Origin of the sequence: Lachnoclostridium sp. An76, from assembly GCF_002161355.1 — a bacterium.
GTDB lineage: Bacteria > Bacillota > Clostridia > Lachnospirales > Lachnospiraceae > Mediterraneibacter > Mediterraneibacter caccavium.
Map to the genome: position 1 here is coordinate 61,280 of NZ_NFHL01000010.1, position 22,339 is coordinate 83,618.

Annotated in this window: 21 protein-coding genes and 1 riboswitch; all 21 genes read left to right on the top strand. The window is 49.5% G+C overall.

Annotation, left to right across the window (positions count from 1 at the left end; translation table 11 throughout):
* Positions 1-29 precede the first annotated feature (29 nt).
* The 21 genes from B5G27_RS14130 (at position 30) to B5G27_RS14230 (ending at position 22,339) form a co-directional block, all read left to right on the top strand.
* Positions 30-797 carry an EFR1 family ferrodoxin gene (locus B5G27_RS14130; RefSeq protein ID WP_087179491.1) on the top strand — a complete coding sequence of 256 codons (768 nt, stop codon included), beginning with the start codon at positions 30-32 and terminating at the stop codon, positions 795-797.
* Positions 733-1,914, top strand: a complete 1,182-nt coding sequence (locus B5G27_RS14135) for a hypothetical protein (protein ID WP_143449742.1) — start codon at positions 733-735, stop codon at positions 1,912-1,914. The genes B5G27_RS14130 and B5G27_RS14135 overlap by 65 nt, the downstream gene beginning before the upstream one ends.
* 53 nt (positions 1,915-1,967) lie before the next feature.
* A complete protein-coding gene (locus B5G27_RS16820; protein WP_330399080.1) occupies positions 1,968-3,944 on the top strand; it encodes a precorrin-6A/cobalt-precorrin-6A reductase in 1,977 nt (658 codons plus the stop codon).
* A 106-nt stretch (positions 3,945-4,050) separates the two neighbouring features.
* Positions 4,051-5,538 carry an Eco57I restriction-modification methylase domain-containing protein gene (locus B5G27_RS14145; protein ID WP_087179493.1) on the top strand — a complete coding sequence of 496 codons (1,488 nt, stop codon included), beginning with the start codon at positions 4,051-4,053 and terminating at the stop codon, positions 5,536-5,538.
* Entirely contained in the window at positions 5,531-6,448 is a 918-nt protein-coding gene (locus B5G27_RS14150) for a BsuBI/PstI family type II restriction endonuclease (protein ID WP_087179494.1), read from the top strand. Before B5G27_RS14145 ends, B5G27_RS14150 begins: the two co-directional genes overlap by 8 nt.
* 15 nt (positions 6,449-6,463) lie before the next feature.
* Positions 6,464-8,299 carry a KAP family P-loop NTPase fold protein gene (locus B5G27_RS14155; RefSeq protein WP_087179495.1) on the top strand — a complete coding sequence of 612 codons (1,836 nt, stop codon included), beginning with the start codon at positions 6,464-6,466 and terminating at the stop codon, positions 8,297-8,299.
* Between the two features lies 1 nt (position 8,300).
* Positions 8,301-8,984 (top strand): hypothetical protein, encoded by a 684-nt coding sequence (locus B5G27_RS14160; protein ID WP_087179496.1) that lies wholly within the window; start codon positions 8,301-8,303, stop codon positions 8,982-8,984.
* A gap of 2 nt (positions 8,985-8,986) precedes the next feature.
* Entirely contained in the window at positions 8,987-10,372 is a 1,386-nt protein-coding gene (gene qatC / locus B5G27_RS14165) for a Qat anti-phage system QueC-like protein QatC (RefSeq protein ID WP_087179497.1), read from the top strand.
* A complete protein-coding gene (locus B5G27_RS14170) occupies positions 10,356-11,075 on the top strand; it encodes a TatD family hydrolase (RefSeq protein WP_087179498.1) in 720 nt (239 codons plus the stop codon). The genes qatC and B5G27_RS14170 overlap by 17 nt, the downstream gene beginning before the upstream one ends.
* Before the next feature lie 482 nt (positions 11,076-11,557).
* Positions 11,558-12,085, top strand: coding sequence for a cob(I)yrinic acid a,c-diamide adenosyltransferase (locus B5G27_RS14175; RefSeq protein WP_087179499.1), 528 nt, complete (start codon positions 11,558-11,560; stop codon positions 12,083-12,085).
* Between the two features lie 79 nt (positions 12,086-12,164).
* Positions 12,165-12,351, top strand: a riboswitch (cobalamin riboswitch).
* A gap of 99 nt (positions 12,352-12,450) precedes the next feature.
* Positions 12,451-13,206 (top strand): energy-coupling factor ABC transporter permease, encoded by a 756-nt coding sequence (locus B5G27_RS14180; RefSeq protein WP_087179534.1) that lies wholly within the window; start codon positions 12,451-12,453, stop codon positions 13,204-13,206.
* A 1-nt stretch (position 13,207) separates the two neighbouring features.
* Complete coding sequence (locus B5G27_RS14185; RefSeq protein ID WP_087179500.1) at positions 13,208-13,552, top strand: energy-coupling factor ABC transporter substrate-binding protein; 345 nt, start codon at positions 13,208-13,210, stop codon at positions 13,550-13,552.
* Entirely contained in the window at positions 13,549-14,322 is a 774-nt protein-coding gene (gene cbiQ / locus B5G27_RS14190; protein ID WP_087179501.1) for a cobalt ECF transporter T component CbiQ, read from the top strand. The genes B5G27_RS14185 and cbiQ overlap by 4 nt, the downstream gene beginning before the upstream one ends.
* The gene (locus B5G27_RS14195; RefSeq protein ID WP_087179502.1) at positions 14,304-15,164 is read left to right on the top strand and encodes an energy-coupling factor ABC transporter ATP-binding protein; all 861 of its coding nucleotides are present in this window, start codon (positions 14,304-14,306) and stop codon (positions 15,162-15,164) included. The genes cbiQ and B5G27_RS14195 overlap by 19 nt, the downstream gene beginning before the upstream one ends.
* The gene (locus B5G27_RS14200; RefSeq protein WP_087179503.1) at positions 15,161-15,931 is read left to right on the top strand and encodes a sirohydrochlorin cobaltochelatase; all 771 of its coding nucleotides are present in this window, start codon (positions 15,161-15,163) and stop codon (positions 15,929-15,931) included. Before B5G27_RS14195 ends, B5G27_RS14200 begins: the two co-directional genes overlap by 4 nt.
* Before the next feature lie 94 nt (positions 15,932-16,025).
* Positions 16,026-17,303 (top strand): cobalt-precorrin-5B (C(1))-methyltransferase CbiD, encoded by a 1,278-nt coding sequence (gene cbiD, locus B5G27_RS14205; protein ID WP_087179535.1) that lies wholly within the window; start codon positions 16,026-16,028, stop codon positions 17,301-17,303.
* 67 nt (positions 17,304-17,370) lie between these two features.
* Positions 17,371-18,141: a precorrin-2 C(20)-methyltransferase gene (gene cobI / locus B5G27_RS14210; protein WP_087179536.1), complete on the top strand. Its 771-nt coding sequence runs from the start codon at positions 17,371-17,373 to the stop codon at positions 18,139-18,141.
* Positions 18,138-18,929, top strand: coding sequence for a precorrin-4 C(11)-methyltransferase (gene cobM / locus B5G27_RS14215; RefSeq protein ID WP_087179504.1), 792 nt, complete (start codon positions 18,138-18,140; stop codon positions 18,927-18,929). The genes cobI and cobM overlap by 4 nt, the downstream gene beginning before the upstream one ends.
* The gene (gene cobJ / locus B5G27_RS14220) at positions 18,926-19,657 is read left to right on the top strand and encodes a precorrin-3B C(17)-methyltransferase (RefSeq protein WP_087179505.1); all 732 of its coding nucleotides are present in this window, start codon (positions 18,926-18,928) and stop codon (positions 19,655-19,657) included. The genes cobM and cobJ overlap by 4 nt, the downstream gene beginning before the upstream one ends.
* Positions 19,650-20,894 (top strand): precorrin-6y C5,15-methyltransferase (decarboxylating) subunit CbiE, encoded by a 1,245-nt coding sequence (gene cbiE, locus B5G27_RS14225; protein ID WP_087179506.1) that lies wholly within the window; start codon positions 19,650-19,652, stop codon positions 20,892-20,894. The genes cobJ and cbiE overlap by 8 nt, the downstream gene beginning before the upstream one ends.
* Positions 20,894-22,339 carry a cobyrinate a,c-diamide synthase gene (locus B5G27_RS14230; protein WP_087179507.1) on the top strand — a complete coding sequence of 482 codons (1,446 nt, stop codon included), beginning with the start codon at positions 20,894-20,896 and terminating at the stop codon, positions 22,337-22,339. The genes cbiE and B5G27_RS14230 overlap by 1 nt, the downstream gene beginning before the upstream one ends.

Below are 22,339 nucleotides of genomic sequence, written 5' to 3' on the forward strand. Positions count from 1 at the left end.
GTGAAAAAAGGACGCGGAGGGATAATGATATGGTGATCTATTTTTCAGGCACAGGGAACAGCCGCTATGCGGCAGAGGTGGCGGCTTCAGAGACAGCGGATGAGATCCGGGACGCAGGTGCTTACATCAAAGAGGGCAAAAGAGGCGATTTTTCTTCACAGAGACCATGGGTATTTGTAAGCCCCACGTACTGCTGGCAGCTGCCGAGGCTGTTCGCTGAGTTTATCAGGAAGTCCAGATTCTCCGGGACGCGGGATGCCTATTTTATCCTTACGTGCGGCGGGGAGACAGGAAATGCGGGAGAGAAGATCGCCGCATTCTGCAGAGAAAAAGGATTCCGTTACAAGGGAATGCTGGAAGTCGTCATGCCGGAAAATTATGTGGCATTGTTTTCGGTGCCGGAGGAAGCAGAGTGCCGCCGGCTGACAGCGGATGCCGCACGGAAGATAAAAGACAGTGTCAGATATATCCGTGAAGGGGCAGATTTCCCCGAGGTAAAACCAGGAGTCCTGGACAGGGTCAAGAGCAGCGGGCTGCTAAATGCAGGGTTCTATGGTTTTCTTGTGAAGTCAAAAAAGTTTTATGCCACGGATGCGTGTATCTCCTGCGGGAAATGTGTGAAGAGCTGTGTGCTGAACAATATCCGCCTTGTAGACGGAAGACCGGAATGGGGGAAAAAGTGTACCCACTGCATGGCGTGCATATCGGTCTGTCCCGAAGAGGCGGTAGAGTATGGGAAACGTACAGTTGGAAAGAGAAGATATCTGTGCCATGAGAAGGCAGAAGGTCTCTTCTGAGAAGACAGAAAGGCCTGCCATGGCAGGAAGGCCTGACAGGACAGGAAGGACGGAGGTGGAATGTTTCATGGAAGTATATTTTGGAACGAATTTCTGGGATGACAGGAAGACGGGAGCACCCCTGGCCAAGATCCCTGTGCATGGGTCTGCGGAAGGGGATATGCTGGCATGGGAGAATAAAAAAGTGCGTATCCCCGCAGTATATGTAGGACAGGAAGGGGCTGTCCTTGATCTGTGCATATGCGTGCCTCTGCCGGATATTTCAGAATATATGGAAAAATGGAAAGACAGGGGATATCAGGATCTGTCGGATGAAGAGCTGGAGCAGGCGGAGAACGAGTCTCCGTTTGGCGGACATTTTGACGTTTTATTATCAATGGATGGAGCACGACTGAAAGGTACATTCGGGTGCGGCACTGTATGGAATCCGCTGCTGCCGGATGGGGATATGGATCCGGAGACAGAGACCCTGATGGAAGCATACGGATGCAGCAGGGAATACGGATGGGTCTTCCACAGAAATTGTTTTGAATGGGACGGGACTCCGGTCCTGAAGCCCGGGAAGCTGGAATGTATCCTTGTTCCCCGAAAACAGCCCGTGACTGCGGCGCATTTTGTGACAGACATATCGGACGGAACGGGGGACGTATCAGACGAAATGGGAGACGGAAAAAAGCAGGCAAGAAAAATACAGTTGGTCCACCCTCTGTCCGGTGATACATATACTCTTACGATCCTCTCCTGCGAAGCAGGACAGCACGAAGGGGACTGGGGAGGTCCGGGCAAGGATCTGGAATATCCTGCCTGTTATCAGGAGATCACTTACACAGTGGAGCCGGATATTACGCCGGAGGAACTGACCATACAGGACTGCGAGAGAGAGGACCAGCCCCGCAGGAAAGGGGCGGGGGATAACGATGCAGATCCTTCGGTCCATGCAGTTAGTACTGTGCTTGTCCCGATGTATGCGATGGAAGGCGGGAAAAGCCCAAATGTGAGGTCTGCATATTCATCTCTGCGGTTCGGACCTGTGGACCGGGCGGAGTGGAGAGCTGTATTTCACATAAAGAAGGAGAAAGACTTTCAGATACAGGCGGATCTGGTACACTGCCCGTAAAATAACAGTACCAGACAGAACAGTATGGAGAGGCAGTGTGGAAAACGGACAGTATGAAAAAAGGTATGGAAAAAGACGGTATGGAAAAAGACAGTACGGAGAAAAATATGGGAGAGTGTGAACAGAAAATGCGGGTGTTCAGTTTCACCCGCACCGGGACAGAATTGAACAAAAAGATATGCAGGATACTCCGGCGCATGGGAAAGACGTGCGCCGGCTATGCTGTGAAAAAGTATGCGGACGGAGAGACTGGACCTCTGCCGGAGGATATCAGGGCTTTTGCCGGGGAAGACTGGGGGAGGTATGACCTTCTCTTCATCGGGGCGGCAGGGATCGCGATGCGGTACATTGCCCCGTGGGTCAGGGACAAATTTACGGATCCGGCGGTCCTTGTGATGGATGAGAGGGGACAGTATGTGATCCCGGTGTTGTCCGGGCATGTGGGCGGGGCAGTGCGGCTTGCCCGGGAACTGGCGGAAGAGACGGGAGCTGAAGCCGTCATCACGACAGCCACGGATGTGCAGGGAAAATTCGCGGTGGATGTGTTCGCAGAAGAAAATGGGCTGTACCTGGAAGACAGGGAAGAAGCCCGCGCCATCTCAGCGGCAGTGCTGGAGGGAGAGCGGATCGCTCTCTTCACGGAATCCCCGGAATGTCAGGTAAAAGGGAAGGTTCCGCAGGAAATCTGCCTGTGCGGGAACTGGGAGGAGGCTGCATCCTTCCCGCACAGGATCCTTGTGGCGGACAGCGCCAGGAAGCCGGAAGAGGGGACGCTCCTTTTGCGCCCGAAGAATGTGACAGCAGGTATCGGATGCCGCAGGGGAATCTCAAAGGAACTTTTGGAGTCAGGGCTTAAGAGTGCGCTTGCAGAGCATGGGCTTGTGATGGGACAGGTGCAGGCGCTGGCAAGCATTGACCTGAAAAAGGAGGAACCTGCTCTGCTCGCACTGGCGGAAAAGTACAGGATCCCGCTCGCCGTCTACACAGCGGAAGAGCTGAGAGAGATCCGGGAAGTCACGTCCCGGTCGGATTTTGTAGAGCGCACCGCAGGCGTGGACAATGTATGCGAGAGGGCCGCCCTTCTGTGTGGAAAAGGCGGAACGCTGATCCAGGGGAAGCGGATCGGAGAGTCTATGACCAGCGCACTGGTCAGGATGCCGGTGATCCTGGATTTCGGTCCAGAGGCTGAGAGGAAAAAAGAGGCACCGGACGTCCTGATCTTTGCCGGGACCACCGAAGGGCGGCTGCTTGCGGAGTATGCGGCGGAGATCGGTATGGGCTGTTATGTCAGCACCGCCACGGAATACGGGAAAGAAATCCTGGGGGAGCATCCGGGGATCCGTGTGTTGTCCGGGAGGATGGATCAGGAGCAGATCGAGGGCTTCCTGAAGGAGAAGGACATCCGTCTGGTGATCGATGCGACCCATCCCTTTGCCATTGCTGCCACAGAAAATATCCGCGCCGCATGCACCGGGACAGGAGTGCGGTATGTGAGGTGCCTGCGGGAGGAGGCCGGAAATCCCGGAACATACGTGAGTGTGGAAGGATCCGGGGACAGGCAGGGGGAGCAGAAACGGACAGGAGCGGACGGATACGGTGAGATGATCGTGGTGGATTCTGTCAGGCAGGCAGTGAACTATCTGAAAACTACGCAGGGCAATATCCTGATCGCTACCGGAAGCAAAGAGCTCCGGCTGTACACAGAGATCGATGGTTACCAGGACCGGTGTTTCGCCAGAGTGCTTTCCACGCCGGAAGCAGTGGAAGAGAGCGCAAAACTGGGCTTTCAGGGAAGGCATCTGATCGCCATGCAGGGACCATTTTCCAGGGAAATGAACCTGGCCCTGCTCCGGTATGCGGACGCGGCGTATTTCGTCACAAAGGAATCAGGGAAGGCAGGAGGTTTTGAGGAAAAGCTGGAAGCGGCCCGGCAGGCGGGAGCTGTGCCCGTGGTCATCGGGAGGCCGCGGGAGGCAGGAGAGAGCCTGGAGAGGACGAAGGAGATTCTGCTGGAACAGTTGGGGATATGAAAAAAATGATCGATCAAAAAAGAACATTTGTTCTAAAAAGGCGATTGAAAAAGAACACCACATATAGTATAATCAAGCCACAGATATATACAAAGCAGGTGAAATTATGCTGGATAAAGTTATAGAATCGACAAATGGTTATATTGATACAATGCCCAAAAAAGAGCGTAAAAAATACGGGCAGTTTTTTACAAGTATGGAAACAGCTCGTTTTATGGCAAGTCTATATGATATTACTCCTGATATGACAAAGATCAGTGTACTGGATGCCGGAGCTGGCTCCGGCATTTTAGCATGCGCTTTTTTAGAACGAGTGGAAAGGCTGCCTTTTGTAGAAGAAATAGAGGTAACCTGCTATGAGAATGATGAAAATGTTTTGCAGCTGTTAGAAGACAATCTGAGATATTGTCAGGAGAACTCTGCAAAGAAAGTATCCTTTTTTATTATACGGGGAAATTATATTTTAAGTCAGTATTTAGATTTTAACTATACGATCGGAGGAAATCCAAATCCTGAGAAATATGACTTTGTTATTGGGAATCCGCCATATATGAAGATCCCCAAAAGCGCACCAGAGGCTATAGCCATGCCGGGAGTCTGCTATGGAGCGCCGAATCTTTATTTTATATTTGCCTCTATGGGACTTTTCAACCTGCGTGATGCAGGGCAAATGGTGTATATCATTCCACGTTCATGGACTTCAGGCGCTTATTTTAGACGATTCAGAGAATATTTTCTGACGCAGGGGAAACTTGAGCATATTCATTTATTTGTTAGTCGGAGTAAGGTATTTGACAAAGAAGATGTATTGCAGGAGACAATGATTATTAAAGTGCGGAAAACGGAAAAAGTTCCTCAAAGTATTACGATCACATCTTCAAAGTCTAATAACGATTTTGGTGATCTGATGTCTCTGACCGTGCCATATGATCTGGTGGTCTCGGGCAAAGATCATTACGTATATCTGGTGACGAATGAGGAAGAAGTTCAGGTATTGGAGCAGCTTCATAAATTTGATAAAACGCTGCCGGATATTGGCGTAAAGATGAAAACAGGTTTGACAGTAGATTTCCGCAATCGGGATATCCTGCGAGATACAGAAGAAGAAGGAGCAATTCCTTTGTTTTATGCACAGCATATAAAGCAGGGAAAAGTACAGTTCCCAATTCAAAAAGAGCATGAATATGTAGTGACAGATCAGAAGGGATTAATGCAGGAAAACAGGAATTACTTATTTGTAAAGCGTTTTACGGCAAAGGAGGAACACCGGAGACTGCAGTGCGGTGTATATTTGGCGAAAAACTATCCGCAGTATTCGAAAATCAGTACACAGAATAAAATCAATTTTATTGATGGATTACTTTATGAAATGTCGGAGTGTCTGGTATATGGCTTGTACGTCCTTTTCAATTCCACACTGTATGACAAATATTACCGTATATTAAACGGCTCAACACAGGTGAATTCAACAGAGATCAATGCTATGCCGGTGCCGGATCTGGAATGTATACAGGAGATGGGAAGAAAGCTGATGAGGAGTAAAGACCTGTCGGAAAATAATTGTGATTTAATTTTGGAGGGATACTGTGGATAAAATTGAAGAAACAAGAGAATTTCTGGATCAAATAGGGATGCCCAAAGCACAGCAGGCTGATATTTGCTGCTATGTGATATTGGCTATGGCTGGAATAAAGCCGGATATGCAGTGGAAAGAGGCTACAAACGAATGGATCCGTATACATGATATTATCCAGTTCGCAAATTCGTATTATGGAACTACATATGCTGAAAATAGCCGGGAAACATTCAGAAAACAGGCATTACATCATTTCCGTACAGCAGCATTGGTGGAAGATAATGGAAAGGCTACAAATAGTCCGAATTATCGGTACAGGCTGACCAAAGAAACGTTTCAATTGTTAAGAGTTAGAGATACAATAGAGTGGGAGGTTTCTTTGAGAAGATTTCAGCATTATCATCCGAGTTTGGTTGAAACGTATGCTTCTAAAAGGAAAATGATCATGATGCCTGTTAAGATAAATGGACAGGATTTCAGTTTTTCACCGGGAAAGCATAATGAGCTGCAGAAAGCAATTATTGAAGAATTTGCACCGAGATTTGCGCCAGATTCAGAATGTCTGTATGTGGGTGATACCATAGAAAAAGATCTGGTGAAAAATGTTGAGAAGCTGACCAAATTGGGATTTGAAATTACACTTCACGATAAGATGCCGGATGTGGTGTTGTATCGTGAAGATAAGGACTGGCTGTATTTTGTGGAATCGGTGACTTCGGTAGGCCCGATGGATCCGAAACGTATCCTTGAGATCACAGAAATGACAAAAGATGTGACAGCAGGGAAAATTTTCGTAACAGCTTTCCCGGATTTTAAGACTTATAAAAAATTTTCGGAGAAGCTGGCATGGGAGACCGAAGTATGGATCGCTGAGATGCCGGAACATATGATCCATTTGGATGGGGATAAATTTTTAGGGCCGAGGTAGAAAGGTTGATACGATATGTGGACAGATAATGCATCAAAAATAGATATGTTGTTTTATAAACCATATGCTGAGATAGTTTCTCAAATTGCTGTAGAAACAGATATAGACCCATTGACAATAGGCGTATTAGGTCTATGGGGAGCAGGAAAGTCCACGTTGCTTAATTTGATTGAGCAGCACTATGAAGGAAAAGATGATATTATCTGTGTAATGATTAATGCATGGATGTTTGAAAGTTATGAAGATGCAAAGGCTGCAATTATGGAAGCTCTTTTAAGAGAACTGGAAGAAAGAATGCCAGTAGAAGAGACTAAGAAAAAGTTTCGGACCTTATTGAAAAAGATTGATTATTTTAAATTGGGAACAAAAGTTGTATCTTCTGCGGCACCTGTAGTTGCAAGTATTGCTTCTGGAACACCATTGCCTCTGCTATTTAGTGTTCCTCAAAATGCTAAAGATATTGGAGATGTGATAAAAAATATATCTGATTCAGTTCAGCATATTAAAGATGAGTATATTAAGGATGATAACACTACTAATGATAGTGTAGTAAATAATGTAAGGAAGTTTAAGAATGAGTTTCAGGATGCGATAAATACAGACAAGATTAAAAGAGTTGTTGTATTAATTGATGATTTGGATAGGTGCCAACCAGAACGAATTATTGAAACACTAGAGGTGATTAAACTATTTTTGTCTGTGAACAAAACTTCTTTTATTATAGCTGCGGATGAAAATGTAATACAGTATGCAATAAAGAAAAAATATCCAAAAGTAGATAATTTTGATGTTGAATTGGATAAAGAATATATTGAAAAAATGATACAACTTCCAGTATATATACCGGAGTTGTCATCTAAAGACATTCAAAACTATTTATTATTGTTAGTAATGCAGAAGTATATGAAGCCAGATAGTTTCGATGTACTGATAAAAACAATAGAAGAGAAGAAATTGATGATAGGAGAAAGTGCAATTAATTATGAGCAAATAAAAGAAATTGTAAATAATGAATCCGATATTTATAAAAATGGGATGAAAAATGAATGTGATGAGGTTATAAATGTGATTCTTCAGATTCGTGCTATTGTTGCCTATACGCTTAAAGGAAATCCACGGCAAGCAAAAAGATTCCTTAATACATTTATTACAAAGAGACAGTTATCAAAGTTATATTATGGTGATGAACTTGATATGGGAGTTATGGCGAAATTGCTTGCCTTGCACAAATTAAATCCCGATTTATTTAATAAATTAAATGAGTGGAATGCGAATTATGACACGGAAAATGAACAGTTTAAGCGTATGAGGCAGAGCCTAGATGATGATAATCCAGATGCTGAATTTGCAAAATGGCATAAATCACGAATTAAAGCATGGGTAGAATGTCCTCCAGTTGAATTGGAAAAAAAGAATTTGGACAAGTACTTTTATTTGACGAGAGAAATATTGAAAAAGCAAGATGACATTGAGTCTGAATTGAGTGAAGAAAGCAGAAAATTATTGGAGAGAATTGGTAAGTTTAATCCAGGATTGGCTGATGGAATAATGAAAGATATGAAAGAGTTGTGCCCATCTGACTTAGAAGATGTTATGAAAGTTCTGATCAAAAAGATAGAATCTGGAGATGTTGAATCAAATGTTTACAGCTTGCTATTCGTAAATTTCTCTGATTATCGTGGGGAAATAATCGAGGCAATAAAAAAGGCGGGGAAATCATTAGAAGCAGGAGATCTTCCGCCATTTAGGGCAATGTATTTAGAAGATCAAGATGCAATAGAGCATTTGCTTGACGAATTGAAAAATGTAAAACAAGAGATTAAAGAAAGAATTATGAAACCAGGAGATTAGTATGGGAACATCAAAGGGATATATTGCGCCGACAACTCCGCAGTGGTCGCAAGCAAAACGTGCAGTGACTTCTTATATTAAAAATGGGAATATGGAGTCTAGAGCTAAGGCAGTCAGCAAATTTGCATCAGCAATGCATCATGATTTAGCATCTTCAGAACAGTTTACAAAAGCAGCAGGAAGTATTTTATCATTTGCTCAGGCGGTATCGCATGCTGGAATAAATAATGCGTTACATGAGTTTAATCGTAATGATTTGATAGGAAAATCATCAGATGAAATATATAATGAACTTGTTCAGGAATTTACAAATTATGGAAATACAACGGAAGATTATTTATCAGCAGAAGCTATTAGAGCAGCTTTGAAAGAGTTGAACATAACAGATTTGGAAGATTTAAAAGTCGTTGCGCCAGATGTTTTATTGAAAGAAATGCTAATTGAGTACATTAAATTTAGCTTTGCATTTCGATATGAGGAAAAGATACGCATGAAAAGGAATCCAGAAGAAACTGAGCGCTTATTAGAAGAGATGGGAAAGTATATTTCCAACGAATTACATAATAACTTGAAGCTGGAAGATATAAAGACTATAGACTTTGAACACATGCAAGCTTCAGAAATAGTAAAAAGGTCACTTGAAGATGCGTATCAGGTATTTGAGTTGTTTTATAGAGAGGCATAAAGATGAGAGTATGGATAGATAAAGAAAATGAAATGTACCCAAATGCTGAATGGAATGATTCCTATATTTTTACATTGACGAGAAAAAAATATAGTACTATTTTTTCGGGAATTACCGATATATGGTATAGAATGGACTGTATGGCTTTACCAGAAATTTACGAGGATTTATTTGTCATAGGAATTAGTGTATTTGCGATAGATAAAAGAGTTTCGAGGAGGTTATTTCCAGACTGTTGGACAAGAGAACTTAGCGTATCAATCCCGGTGTTACAAATGCGTAAATGGAGTGGAACAGAAGAATACTGGAATCGAACATTAGGATTTCTTACGGGTGACAAATGGGATGTCCATTTTCGACAGTGCGAAAAAATGTACAGCAAACGTAAATATCCAAATCGGATTCATCTTGACATTAAGGGATGTGATTGTATTTGTTTATTCTCTGGAGGTTTAGACTCATTTTGTGGGGCAATAAAATTATTGGAGGAAGAAAAATCGCCTTGCTTAGTAGGTCATAATGAATATCCTAAATTGAGGAGTAAACAGGAAAATTTTGCATTGACATTTCAGAAAATATATTCAAATCAAAAAGTGCGATTTGTTGGATTTTCTGCGAATTCACGTGCCCCTATTACAATGAATGGGGAACGTTTAGAAAAACATGAAGATACATCCCGGGGAAGGTCGTTGTTATTTTTATGTGCAGCGTTATCAATAGCTGGTATTTTGGGCAATGATATGCCGGTTTATATACCAGAAAATGGATTTATCGGATTAAATATCCCATTGACTAATAGTAGGAAGGGAACTTGCAGTACGAGAACTACTCATCCGTATTTTTTGGGACTTTTTTTGGATATTCTACATATGGTTGGAATAAATAATCCAATTCAGAACTTTTATGCCTATTCAACAAAGAGAGAAATTGTTAATGGAGTAAAAAATACGGAAGCATTTAAAAACCATTATATGGATACAATCTCATGTTCTCATCCGTGTTTAGCTCGATATGATAAAAAGCGAAATTCAGATTATCCTATAAATTGCGGCTATTGTTATCCGTGTTTAATACGTAAAAGTTCCTTGCTTGACATAAAAGATTTTCGATATTGGTACACTGAGGGTGTATCAGAATTCCTGAAGAATAATTCCAACAATCAAAGGGCAAATGATTTGCGTGCTGTGATTAGTACCTTATACAGATATAAAAAAAGCCATGATGAAGACTTAAAAAATATGATAAGGTGTTCTGGAAAACTGGATGAAGAATCAGTTCAGAAGTTTTTGAGAGTTTATAAATCAACAATGGTAGATCTGATAGAGCTATTGTCAGAAGATGATGCAATAAAGAAATTCATAGGAGAAAGTTGTGCAGGGACTGATTGATACTCATTTTCATTTGGACATGTATAAAAATTATAATGAGATTTATAAAAAGATTGTTGCAGAAAAACAGTATACATTGTGCATGACTAATTCTCCGGGTGTATATTTGAGCTGTAAGAATATATTTGGTGATAGCAAGTATGTTAAGTTCGCATTGGGTTTCCATCCACTTAATTCGAATTTAAAAGAGAAAGATCTGAGAGATTTTATGAAGATGCTCTCATGGACAGAATATGTTGGCGAGATTGGATTAGATTTTACAAAAAGAACTGGGATAAAAAAAGAACAGCAGATAAAGTGGTTCGAAAAAATTGTTGAGACTTGCTCTAAAGAGAATAAAATTATGTCAGTTCACATAAGGGGAGCAGAAGAGATCGCCTTAAAAATTATAGGTCAATATTGTCCGAGGAGATGTATAGTACATTGGTATACCGGAAATGTTGAATTTCAAAAGGGATTTATTAGTTTGGGATGCTACTTTTCGGTAAATGCTAGTATGGTAAAAAATATGAATATTTTGAGCGTAATTCCGAAAGATAGACTGTTGATAGAAAGTGATGGACCCTATTCAAAGGTAAATGGGAAAAGATTTTTCCCCACATTATTATTGGAAGAATATGAACTTATAGCAAAATCACTTAATGAACCAGAATTGATACGAGTTATATTTGATAATTTCAAAAACCTGTTGCTCACAAAATAAATTTATGCTAAACCGCTTATTTTGAAAAAGAAATGAAAATACTAATGAAAGTATTGCTAAGAGGCAAAGAGTTTGGTTTAAGAATTAGTATTTTTAGAAGAAAAGAGCAGTTGATATTAAACAGATGATATTAGCGATTTAGAAAAAACGAAAGAATCGTAGCCAGTATTTCAGGTTGGCTCTATTTGTTGCAAATATGAAAAGAAATTTTGAAAAATGAGAATAATAGAATCAACAAAAATCATAGAAAGAAGCAGTTCAATCTATGCGCTGAGGGGGCAGAGTGGAAATCGGCTGAAAACCTGTATTTTATTAAAGAAATCCAAAATTATTACAAAAAAGAATAGGTAAAAATCTCAGAATAGATTGTGCGCAGGGAGAGCCTGTGATAAAATAAAAAATCAGTTGGAGAAGAAGCGTCGGCAAATCAGGGCGGCTGCCTGGTCCGGCGGCGGTACGGACAGGCAGAAAGGGAGGACGGCATGGAGCAGGGAATGATCCACATTTACTGCGGAGACGGAAAAGGGAAGACCACAGCAGCCATCGGGCTTGCCGTTCGCGCGGCGGGTTGCGGGATGAAGGTTCTGTTCGCCCGCTTCCTTAAGAATGAAGACTCCGGGGAGCTGAAAGTCCTGGATTCCGTGCCTGAGATCGAGGTTCTCCATCTGGAGCGGTCATACGGCTTTTTCAACACTCTGACAGAGAAAGAGAAAGAAGAGGTCCGGCAGATGTACGGAGAACTGTGGGACCGCATTAAGGAGCGGATCGCTGGCGGAGAGTTCCGGGTGCTTGTCATCGACGAGTTTATGGCAGCATACCGCTACGGCCTGATCGGCAGGGAAGACGCGCTCGGATTCCTGGAAGGGAAGCCGGAAGCGCTGGAAGTGGTCCTGACCGGAAGAGATCCGGCACCGGAGCTGACAGCTCTGGCTGACTATGTATCAGAGATACGAAAAGTGAAGCATCCCTTTGACCAGGGCATCCTGGCGAGAAAGGGGATCGAATATTAAGATCATATTGCGTTATATGATGTGTCATGCGCCGCGGCGGAGAAAGCGCCGGTCAGGGGCATTTCACATAGATATCCAGATCCGGCATACATTTAGAAGGTACGAGGAAGTCAGGTGAGAATCCTGCGCAATACCCGTTGCTGTATTGGCGGAGCGGCATTCCATTCTGTCCCGGGGACAGAGGCCACTGCGGAGCGATCCGTGGGAAGGCGGAGTGTACGCGCTGATGCCTGAGCCAGAATATTCGCTTTTAAATGGATCTGGAAGGTTACGGGGATATGACCGGGTGTATGCTGCAGACTGCTTTCCTGTTTTGCGGCGCCTGGAAATATTTCAGAAAAGCTGTAAAAAGGAGAGGAGAGAATATGACAAAGCGAGAAAAAATTCTGTTAAAGGCAGCTATCGTGTTTGCCTTGCTGTTTGCCATCGCGCCCACAGTAAACGCGATGCACATCATGGAGGGATACCTGCCCGCAGCCTACTGTGTTGCGTGGGGGATCGTCTGCCTGCCGTTTCTGGTCGCGGGCTTTATTTCCCTGAAGAACAAAATAAAAACAAACCGGAGGAACCTGACACTGATCGCAATGTCAGGAGCGTTTATCTTTGTGATCTCATCGCTGAAGATCCCGTCCGTCACCGGGAGCTGCTCCCACATGACGGGGACAGGCCTTGGGGCGATATTATTCGGCCCGGCGGCTGTCAGCGTGCTGGGGATCATTGTGCTGATCTTCCAGGCGGTGCTGCTGGCGCACGGAGGTCTGACTACACTGGGGGCAAATACGTTTTCCATGGCAGTGGCAGGACCCCTTGTGGCGTTCGGCATTTATAAGCTGTGCGGGAAGCTGAATGTAAACCGCAGAGTTTCCGTATTTCTGGCAGCGTTCCTGGGCGATATTTTTACATATTGCGTCACATCAGTCCAGCTCGCGCTTGCGTACCCGTCAGAGGTAGGAGGGACGGCAGCGTCCGCGGTGAAGTTCCTCGGCGTGTTCGCTCCGACGCAGTTACCTCTTGCGGTGATCGAAGGGATACTTACGGTGGTGATCGTGATCGGGCTTGAGACTTATGCCGTGCCGGAGCTGAGGAACATCGGCTTCCTGAAGGGAAAGGAGGCGGAGTAAGATGTCGAAAAATACGAAGACTGTTATCGTTCTCCTGGTGATCGCGGTGCTGATCGCGGCGATCCCGCTGTTTGCCTTAAAGGACGCTGAGTTTGGGGGCTCGGATGACGCGGGCAGCGTGATGATCGAGGAGATCGAAGGCGAATATACTCCATGGTTCACACCGGTCCTGGAGACAGCTCTGGGCGGGGAACTCCCAGGAGAGGTGGAGAGTCTGATCTTCTGTATACAGACCGGTATCGGAGTGGGGATCATCGCGTTTTTCATGGGGCGCTTTACCGAGCGCAGGAAGTGGCAGAAAGCCACCGGACTGGAAAACGCAGACGACAGGAAAGGAAAGCAATGATCGTTATTGACAAACTTTGTTACCAGTCAAAATTCAGATATGTAAACGCGTCAGAGAAGTTCGTGTATGCCGTTCTTACTCTGATCCTGTGCGTGATCAGCCGCTCTGTATTGACAGCGGCTGTGGTGTTTTTTGTCAATGTCTGGCTGACCGTGGCAAAAGGGGGGATCCCTTTTGCCCGGTATGGAAAGCTGCTCCTGATCCCGGCCGCGTTTCTGCTGGTAAGCACGATCGCGCTGGTGGTGAACCTGTCCAGAACTCCACTGGATGCATTCGCGTTTCCGCTGGGAGAATGGTATCTTACAGGGAGTTCTGCCTCTGTACGGGAGGCGCTCCGGCTCTGCGGCAAGGCGTTTGCAGCGGTGACCTGTCTGTATTTTCTGTCACTGACCACGGTCATGACAGATATCCTGGGAGTGTTGAAAAAGCTGCATATCCCGGGACTTGTCATAGAGTTGATGATGCTGATCTACCGGTTTATCTTCCTTCTGATGGAGACGGCGTCCGCGATCATTACTTCACAGAATTCACGGCTGGGCAGCCGGGATTACCGGACAAGGCTCCGGTCCTTTGGGAGCATGGGGAGCGCGCTCCTTGTCCGTTCGATAAAAAGGTCAGGAGTTCTGTACGATGCCATGGAGGCGAGGTGCTATGACGGGGAGCTTAAGGTACTTTCAGAAGAACGCCCGGCAGAGAAAAAGGAGATCCTCTGTATCGCGGGATATGAGGCGGTCCTGCTGGGAATGGTAATATGGAGCTGGATAAGATGATGGAAGAGAAAGAATGGGTCGTGGAGGCAGAACAGCTCTCCTACACCTATGAAGGAAATGAAAAGAAGGCGCTTGACGGGATCAGCCTGAAGCTTGGCAGGGGCAGGAAGATCGCCTTCATGGGAGGCAATGGGTCGGGAAAGTCTACCCTGTTTCTCTGCATGAACGGGATCCTTAAGCCCCAGGAGGGGAGGATGCTGATCAGCGGAAGACCTGTGGAATATACGAGAAAAGGTCTTCTGGATGTTAGGCGGAAAGTGGGGATCGTCTTCCAGGAGCCGGACGACCAGCTCTTTTCGGCAAGCGTGTTCCAGGAGATCTCTTTCGGGATACTGAACCTTGGGGTGGACGAGGAGAGCGCCAGGAAAGAGGTGGAGGAAGTGATCGAAAAGCTGGGGATCACTTCCTTCCGCGACCGTCCGGCGCATGCCCTGAGCGGAGGACAGAAGAAGCTGGTGTCCATTGCGGACATCCTTGTCATGCACCCGGAGGTACTGATCCTGGATGAGCCGGCATCGTCCCTGGACCCGAAACACCGAAAACTGGTGCGTTCCATCATCGGACAGCTCTCAGAGGGCGGGATGACCATACTCATGGCCACCCACGATGTGGACTATGCCTTTGCGTGGGCGGATGAGATCGTGCTCCTTCATGAGGGGAAAGTGCTCCGGCAGGGGACGCCCCGGGAAGTCTGCGGGGATGCAGAAGCCATGGAACAGGCAAATCTGGAACAGCCTGCGGTGATGCGCCTGTACCGGGGGCTGGTGCAGAAGGGCGTCATTGATCCGGCGGGAGAGCCGCCGAAGACGATAGAAGATCTGGAGAGGAGGATTTCAGGATGAAAAAAGGGATTCTTGTGGTCAGTTTTGGGACCAGCCATCTGGATACCATGGAAAAGACCATACAGGCAATGGAAGAAGGGATCGCGGAAGCATTCCCGGAATATAAAGTTTACCGCGCGTTTACGAGCCGGATGATCCTTCGGAAACTGAAAAAGGAAGAAGGCATCGCGATCGACACAGTGGAAGAGGCTCTGGAGCGGATGGCGGCAGACGGAATCCGGCGCGTGGTCATCCAGCCCACTCACATCATCAACGGGATCGAAAATGACCGGATGCTGGATGAGATCAAAAAGCTGGAAGGACGTTTTGAATGGATCCGCGTGGGAAAACCTCTCCTGAGCAGCGCGGATGACTACAAAAAAGCAGCGCATGCGGTGATGGCTGAGACAGAGCTGGCGTCAGATGAAGTCCTTGCCCTGATGGGGCACGGGACGGACCACCATGCCAATGCGGCATATCCCATGCTGGAGTATACTTTCCACGCGCTGGGGTACAGCAGGGTGCTTGTGGGGACAGTGGAAAACTTCCCGGACCTGAGCAATGTGATGACAAAGCTCAGGATCTGCGGCGCGCGGAAGGTGGCCCTCATGCCCTTTATGATGGTCGCCGGAGACCATGCGAAAAATGATATGGCGGGCGAGGAAGACTCCTGGAAGAGCGAGATGGAGAATGCAGGGTATGAAGTGCGCGTGATCCTGAAAGGGCTGGGAGAACTGAAAGGGATCCGCAGGATCTTTGAGGAACATATCCGGGAGGTACTTGCATAGAACAGCAGGAAAGCTCCCGGACAGCGAAGAAAATCTACAGACAGTAAAAGGTTCAAAGACAGTGAGAAAGATCCACGGACAGCGGAGTGAGAGCATGGGAAAAGAAACAGCGGAAGATCAGGGCAGGACGCCCGGCAGGCGAAAAGAATATGAGATCGGGAGGACACGTTCCGGGCTGAGGCTGGGGTTCACGACCGGGAGCTGCGCAGCGGCAGCGGCAAAGGCGGGGGTGCAGATGCTCCTTTCCGGCGATGAGGTCCGGCAGGTGCGCCTGATGACCCCGAAGGGGATCGAGCTGTATCTCGACGTGGAGGAGATCCGCCGGGGTCCCGGATCTGTGCGCTGCGGGGTGAGGAAGTACAGTGGGGATGACCCGGACGTGACGGACAGACTGCTCGTCTGCGCGGAAGTAAAGAAAGAAGGGCCGGAAGAGCTGTCCCAGGCGCTCTCAGGATCAGAACAGGAAGACAGGATCCGCATCAGCGGCGGCGAGGGAATAGGACGCGTTACCCGCCCGGGGCTGGAGCAGCCGGTGGGAGCAGCCGCGGTAAATAAGATCCCCAGACAGATGATCCGGGAAGCGGTCCGGGAGATCTGCGATAAATACGGATACAGCGGGGGCGTCCATGTGACGCTCACCATTCCCGGCGGGGATCGGGTCGCGGAAAAGACTTTTAACCCGAGGCTTGGGATCCTGGGAGGCCTGTCCATCCTGGGGACCACAGGGATCGTGGAACCAATGAGCGAGAAGGCGCTGACAGATACGATCTGTCTGGAAATGCAGGTGTTAAAGGAGAACGGGCACGACTACTGCATCGTGACTCCGGGAAATTATGGGAGCGCTTTCCTTAAGGAGAAGATGGACATGGATCTGTCCCTGGCAGTGAAATGCAGCAATTACATCGGAGAGACCATTGATGATGCGTCCATGCTGGGCATGAAGGGGATCCTGCTGGTCGGGCATGTGGGGAAACTGGTGAAGCTGGCGGCAGGGGTGATGAATACCCACTCCCGGCAGGCGGACTGCCGGATGGAAGTTCTGGCATCCCACGCGGCGATGGCAGGGGCGGACCGGGATACCGTGACACAGATCATGGGATGCATCAATACTACAGAGGCGGTCCGGATCCTAAAAGAGAGAAATCTCCTGTCACCGGTCATGGATACCGTGATGCAGAGGATCCGGGATGTGCTCACAGGACGGGCAGGGAAAGAACTGTCTGTGGGAGCGGTCATGTTCTCAACAGAAGACGGGATCCTGGGAAAGACGGAAGAGGCAGATGTACTGCTGGAACAGATCCGCCGCGGGCGCTCAGAAACGAGACAGAAAGCGTGCTCAGAAACGCGGCAGAAAACGCGCCCGGAAGCGTGAAAAGAGCATCAAAAGAGACAGATACAGTGAGACTGTGACAAGATCACACAGGAAAGGAATGGAAATCATGCGTGGAACATTTACGGGAATCGGAGTGGGACCGGGAGATCCGGAACTGCTGACATTAAAGGCGGTAAGGCTGATCCGGGAGTGCCATGTGGCGGCAGTGCCGGTATCGGATCCGGGCCTGACAGGTCCGGTCTGTGAGGAGGCTGAGCGTTTATCATCTGACAGCTCCTGTGCGGCTTATCTGGAAAAATGTGCCGCATACCAGATCGCGCTCCGGGCGGTCCCTGAACTTGCGTCAAAGCCAAAGCTTTTTCTCCCCATGCCGATGATCAAGGACAAGGCGGTCCTGAAAGAGATCCATGACAGGGACGCCTCGGCAGCGGCAGAGCTCTTAGATGAGGGAAGGAATATCGTGTTCCTGACCCTGGGGGACCCGACCGTATATTCCACCTGTATGTATGTACATAAAAGGCTTGCGCGGGCCGGGTATCCAACAGCGCTCGTGCCGGGGATACCGTCGTTCTGCGCGGCGGCGGCGCGGCTCGACATGCCGCTGGCGGAGAACAGGGAGGAGATCCATATCCTGCCTGCTTCCTACGGGATCGAGGAAAGCCTGCGCCTCCCGGGGACGAAGATCCTCATGAAAGCAGGGAGAAAGATGCCGGAAGTTAAGAAGATCCTTGTGGAGAGAAAGATGGACGCAAAGATGGTCCAGAACTGCGGCATGGAAGATGAGCAGATATTTAACAGTTCGGAAGAGATCCCGGAGCAGGCGGGGTATTACTCACTGCTTATCGTGAAAGAGGGAAAAGGAGGAGAAAAGAGATGATCACATTTGTGGGCGCGGGTCCCGGGGCGGAGGACCTGATCACCGTGCGGGGACAGCGGCTTTTACAGGACGCGGATATCGTTGTATATGCGGGATCGCTGGTGAATCCCGGGCTTCTCTCTCTTTGCAGGGAAGACTGTCAGGTGTACAACAGCGCGAAGATGACACTGGAGGAAGTGCTGGACGTGATGACCGAAGGAGAACGGGAGAGAAAGCGGGTCGTCCGTCTGCATACGGGGGACCCCTGTCTCTATGGAGCTATCCGGGAGCAGATGGACGCGCTGGAAGCACAGGGGATCCCGTATGAAGTCTGCCCGGGGGTGAGCTCCTTCTGCGGCGCGGCGGCAGCGCTGGGGGCGGAGTACACGCTTCCCGGGATCTCCCAGTCTGTGGTGATCACCAGGATGGCAGGCCGCACCCCGGTGCCGGAGAAAGAGTCTATCGCATCTTTCGCCGCACATCAGGCGACCATGGTAGTCTTCTTAAGCACCGGAATGTTAAAAGAACTTTCGGCAGAACTGATCCGGGGAGGTTATCCGGCGGACACTCCGGCTGCCATCGTGTACAAGGCAACCTGGCCTGAGGAGAAGGTGCTGCGGTGTACGGTGGAGACGCTTGAGGAGACTGCCCGGGAGGAAGGCGTGACAAAGACCGCCCTGATCGTGGTGGGGCGGATCCTGGAAGGAGAGTATGAGCGCTCGAAGCTCTATGATCCGGCTTTTACGACAGAGTTCCGCCAGGCGTCGGCAGTCCCGGACGGGGATCAGAGAAAGGAAGGACAGCAATGAGCAAGATTTATGTGACCGGGCTGGGGCCGGGGGCAAAAGACCAGATGACGATCCGCGCCAGGGACGTGCTGGAGCACTGCCCGGTGATCATCGGGTATACGGTGTATATTGACCTGATCCGGGACCAGTTCCCGGACAAGCAGTACTTAAGCACTCCCATGCGCAGGGAGGCGGACCGGTGCCGCATGGCTTTTGAAGAGGCAGAAAAAGGACAGGACGTGGCAATGGTGTGCAGCGGGGACGCAGGCGTCTACGGCATGGCCGGGCTGATCTGCGAGATCGGGAAGGACTATCCCCAGGTGGAGATCGAGATCGTGCCCGGGATCACAGCGGCGTCCGGCGGGGCGGCGATCCTGGGAGCGCCTCTGATGCATGATTTCGCGGTGATCAGTTTGAGCGACCTGCTGACGCCATGGGAGACCATCGAGAAGCGTCTGCGCGCGGCGGCGGAGGCGGATTTTGTCATCTGCCTGTACAATCCGTCCAGCAGGAAGCGATCGGATTATCTGGAGAAGGCGTGCGGCATGATCCTGGAGTCAAGAGACCCGAAGACCGTGTGCGGCATCGCCCGCAATATCGGGCGGGACGGCGAGTCCTGCCGGATCCTGACACTGGAGCAGTTAAAAGATACGAAGGTGGACATGTTTTCCACAGTTTTTATCGGGAATTCAAAGACCATGGAGTTAAACGGGCGCATGGTCACGCCGAGAGGATATAAAGATGTGTGAAAAAAGACAGAAGCTCTCTCTCGTAGGGATCGGAATGGGGACAAAGATGACAATGACCGCCCAGGCTGAGGAAGCGGTCGGGAATGCGGACTGCCTCATCGGCGCAGAACGGATGCTGGATGCGGTCCGGGGGATGGAGGCAGCGGAAGGGAAGCCCATGCTTGCTGAGTACCGGGGAGATCAGATCCTTTCACATCTCCGGCTGCACCCCGAGTACAGGAATGTCGCGGTGCTCTTCTCCGGGGACACGGGATTCCACAGCGGGGCAAAGGGTCTGTCGGATCTGCTGGGGAAGGAGATGCCGGGATGTGAGGTACAGATGGTGCCCGGGATCGCTTCCGCAGTATACCTGGCGGCGAGATTTAAGACGACCTGGGAGGATGCGGCGCTTGTCAGCCTTCACGGAAGAGAAGAAGATTTCATACAGACGGTCAGCCGGAACCGGAAGACCTTTCTCCTTCTGGGCGGGAAAGACGCGGGGAGACGGGCGCTGGAGCGTCTGAGAGAGTACGGGATGGATGAGATTATTCTCCATGTGGGCACCCGGCTTTCCTACCCGGATGAGCGGGTCATTTCAGGCGCGGTACAGGAGTTTGGGGAGACAGATCTGGACGGGCTGAGCGTAGTCCTGGCGGAAAATCCTTCCCCGGATCTCTCCGCCTGCTGTCATGTGCCTGACGAGGAGTTTATCCGGGGAAATGTACCCATGACAAAAGAGGAAGTGCGGGCGGTCAGTATCGCCGCGCTGAGACTTACGGAGAATGCGGTGGTCTATGACATCGGGGCAGGCACGGGTTCTGTGTCCGTGGAGGCAGCGCTGTCAGGGACAGGCATCCGGGTCTACGCGGTGGAAAAGAACCCGGAGGCAGTCTCCCTGATCTGCCAGAACCGGAAGAAATTCCGAACAGACGGGATCCGCATCGTGAGTGGAAAGGCGCCGGAGGCGCTGGAAGATCTGGAAGCGCCCACCCATGTGTTCATCGGAGGAAGTTCGGGAAATCTCAAGGACATCCTGCGGACCGTTCTTGAAAGATCACCGAAGGTCCGGATCGTCGTCAATGCCATCTCTCTGGAGACAGTGAGCGAGGCCATGGAGGCGGCGGAGGAAGGGCTGCTCAGAGACGCGCAGATCACCCAGATCATGGCGTCGCGTTCGCGGAAACTGGGCAGATACCATATGATGACCGGACAGAATCCGGTGTATATCATCTCAGCAGGAGGAAGGAGTGACGTCTGATGCATGTCCCGGGAATACTCATCGCCGCCCCGGCAAGCGGCAGCGGCAAGACAGCGGCAGCATGCGCGCTCATGGCGGCTTTCACGAAGAGAGGGCTTACGGTAAGGGCGTGCAAGTGCGGCCCTGACTATATCGATCCCATGTTCCACAGGGAAGTGCTGGGGGTGGACTCCCGGAACCTGGATCTGTTCTTTTCATCCGGGGATGAGCTTAGGGAAGGATATGAGTCGCACCTATCCGGCGCAGACCTTGCCGTGACAGAGGGCGTCATGGGATATTATGACGGCATGTCCATGGATTCGGATGCGGCAAGCTCCTACGATGTGTCCCGGACGCTGGGGCTCCCGGTGCTCCTGGTGCTTCCCGGCAGAGGAGCGTCCCTCTCCCTTGCGGCGGTCATAAAGGGTATGATCGGATACCGCCCGGACAGCCGGATCCGGGGGATCCTTCTGAACCGGGTATCCGGGATGCTCTATCCGCGCCTGAAGGAGATGCTGGAAAGGGAGCTGAAGGCCATGGGGCATGAGATCCCGGTGGTGGGATATGTGCCGGAAGATGAGGCCTTTGTCCTGGAGAGCAGGCACCTCGGGCTGGTCACGCCCCAGGAGATGGAAGGGCTGAAGGGACAGCTCAGCCGGGCGGGGGAGATCCTTTCCCGGACCGTGGATCTGGATCTGGTTCTCCGTATTGCGGAAGAAGGGGCCGGCCCAGGCATATCAGGCGGGGCGGCTTCCGGCGGAGAAGAGAAAGAGAAGGCAGGAGCAAAGACTTTCCCCGGCAGGGTGGTCCGCATCGGCGTGGCAAGGGACAGGGCGTTCTGCTTTTACTATAAAGAGAACATGGAGCTGCTTGAAAACATGGGGTGCAGGCTCATCCCTTTCAGCCCGCTGTCTGATCCGGCGCTCCCGGAAGGGCTGGACGGGCTGATCTTAGGGGGAGGATACCCGGAGCTTTATGCCAGGCAGCTATCCGAAAACCGAAGGATGCGGGAAATGATCCGGGAGGCGGTCCGGTCCGGCATGCCCTGCCTTGCCGAGTGCGGAGGATTTATGTACCTGCATGATGAGATGGAGGATGGAGAAGGGAATCCATACCCTATGGCAGGCGTCATTCCCGGCAGGGCGTTTGCCGCCGGGAAGCTGGTCCGCTTCGGGTACATCAATGTGACTGCGGCGGACAGGCAGCAGGCTCAGAGCGGGAGCTATCTCCAGCCGGGAGAGACGATCCGTGGGCATGAGTTCCACTACTGGGACAGTACGGACAGCGGACATGCGTGCCGGGCGGTAAAGCCGGACGGGCGCAGGAGCTGGGAATGTATCCACATGGAAGGGAATCTTTTTGCCGGATATCCCCACCTGTATCTGCCGTCCCTGCCTGTCTTTGCAGAGCGGTTCGTCAGGCGGTGCGCAGAGTGGAGAAAGGACAGTACAGCAGGAGGAAGGTAA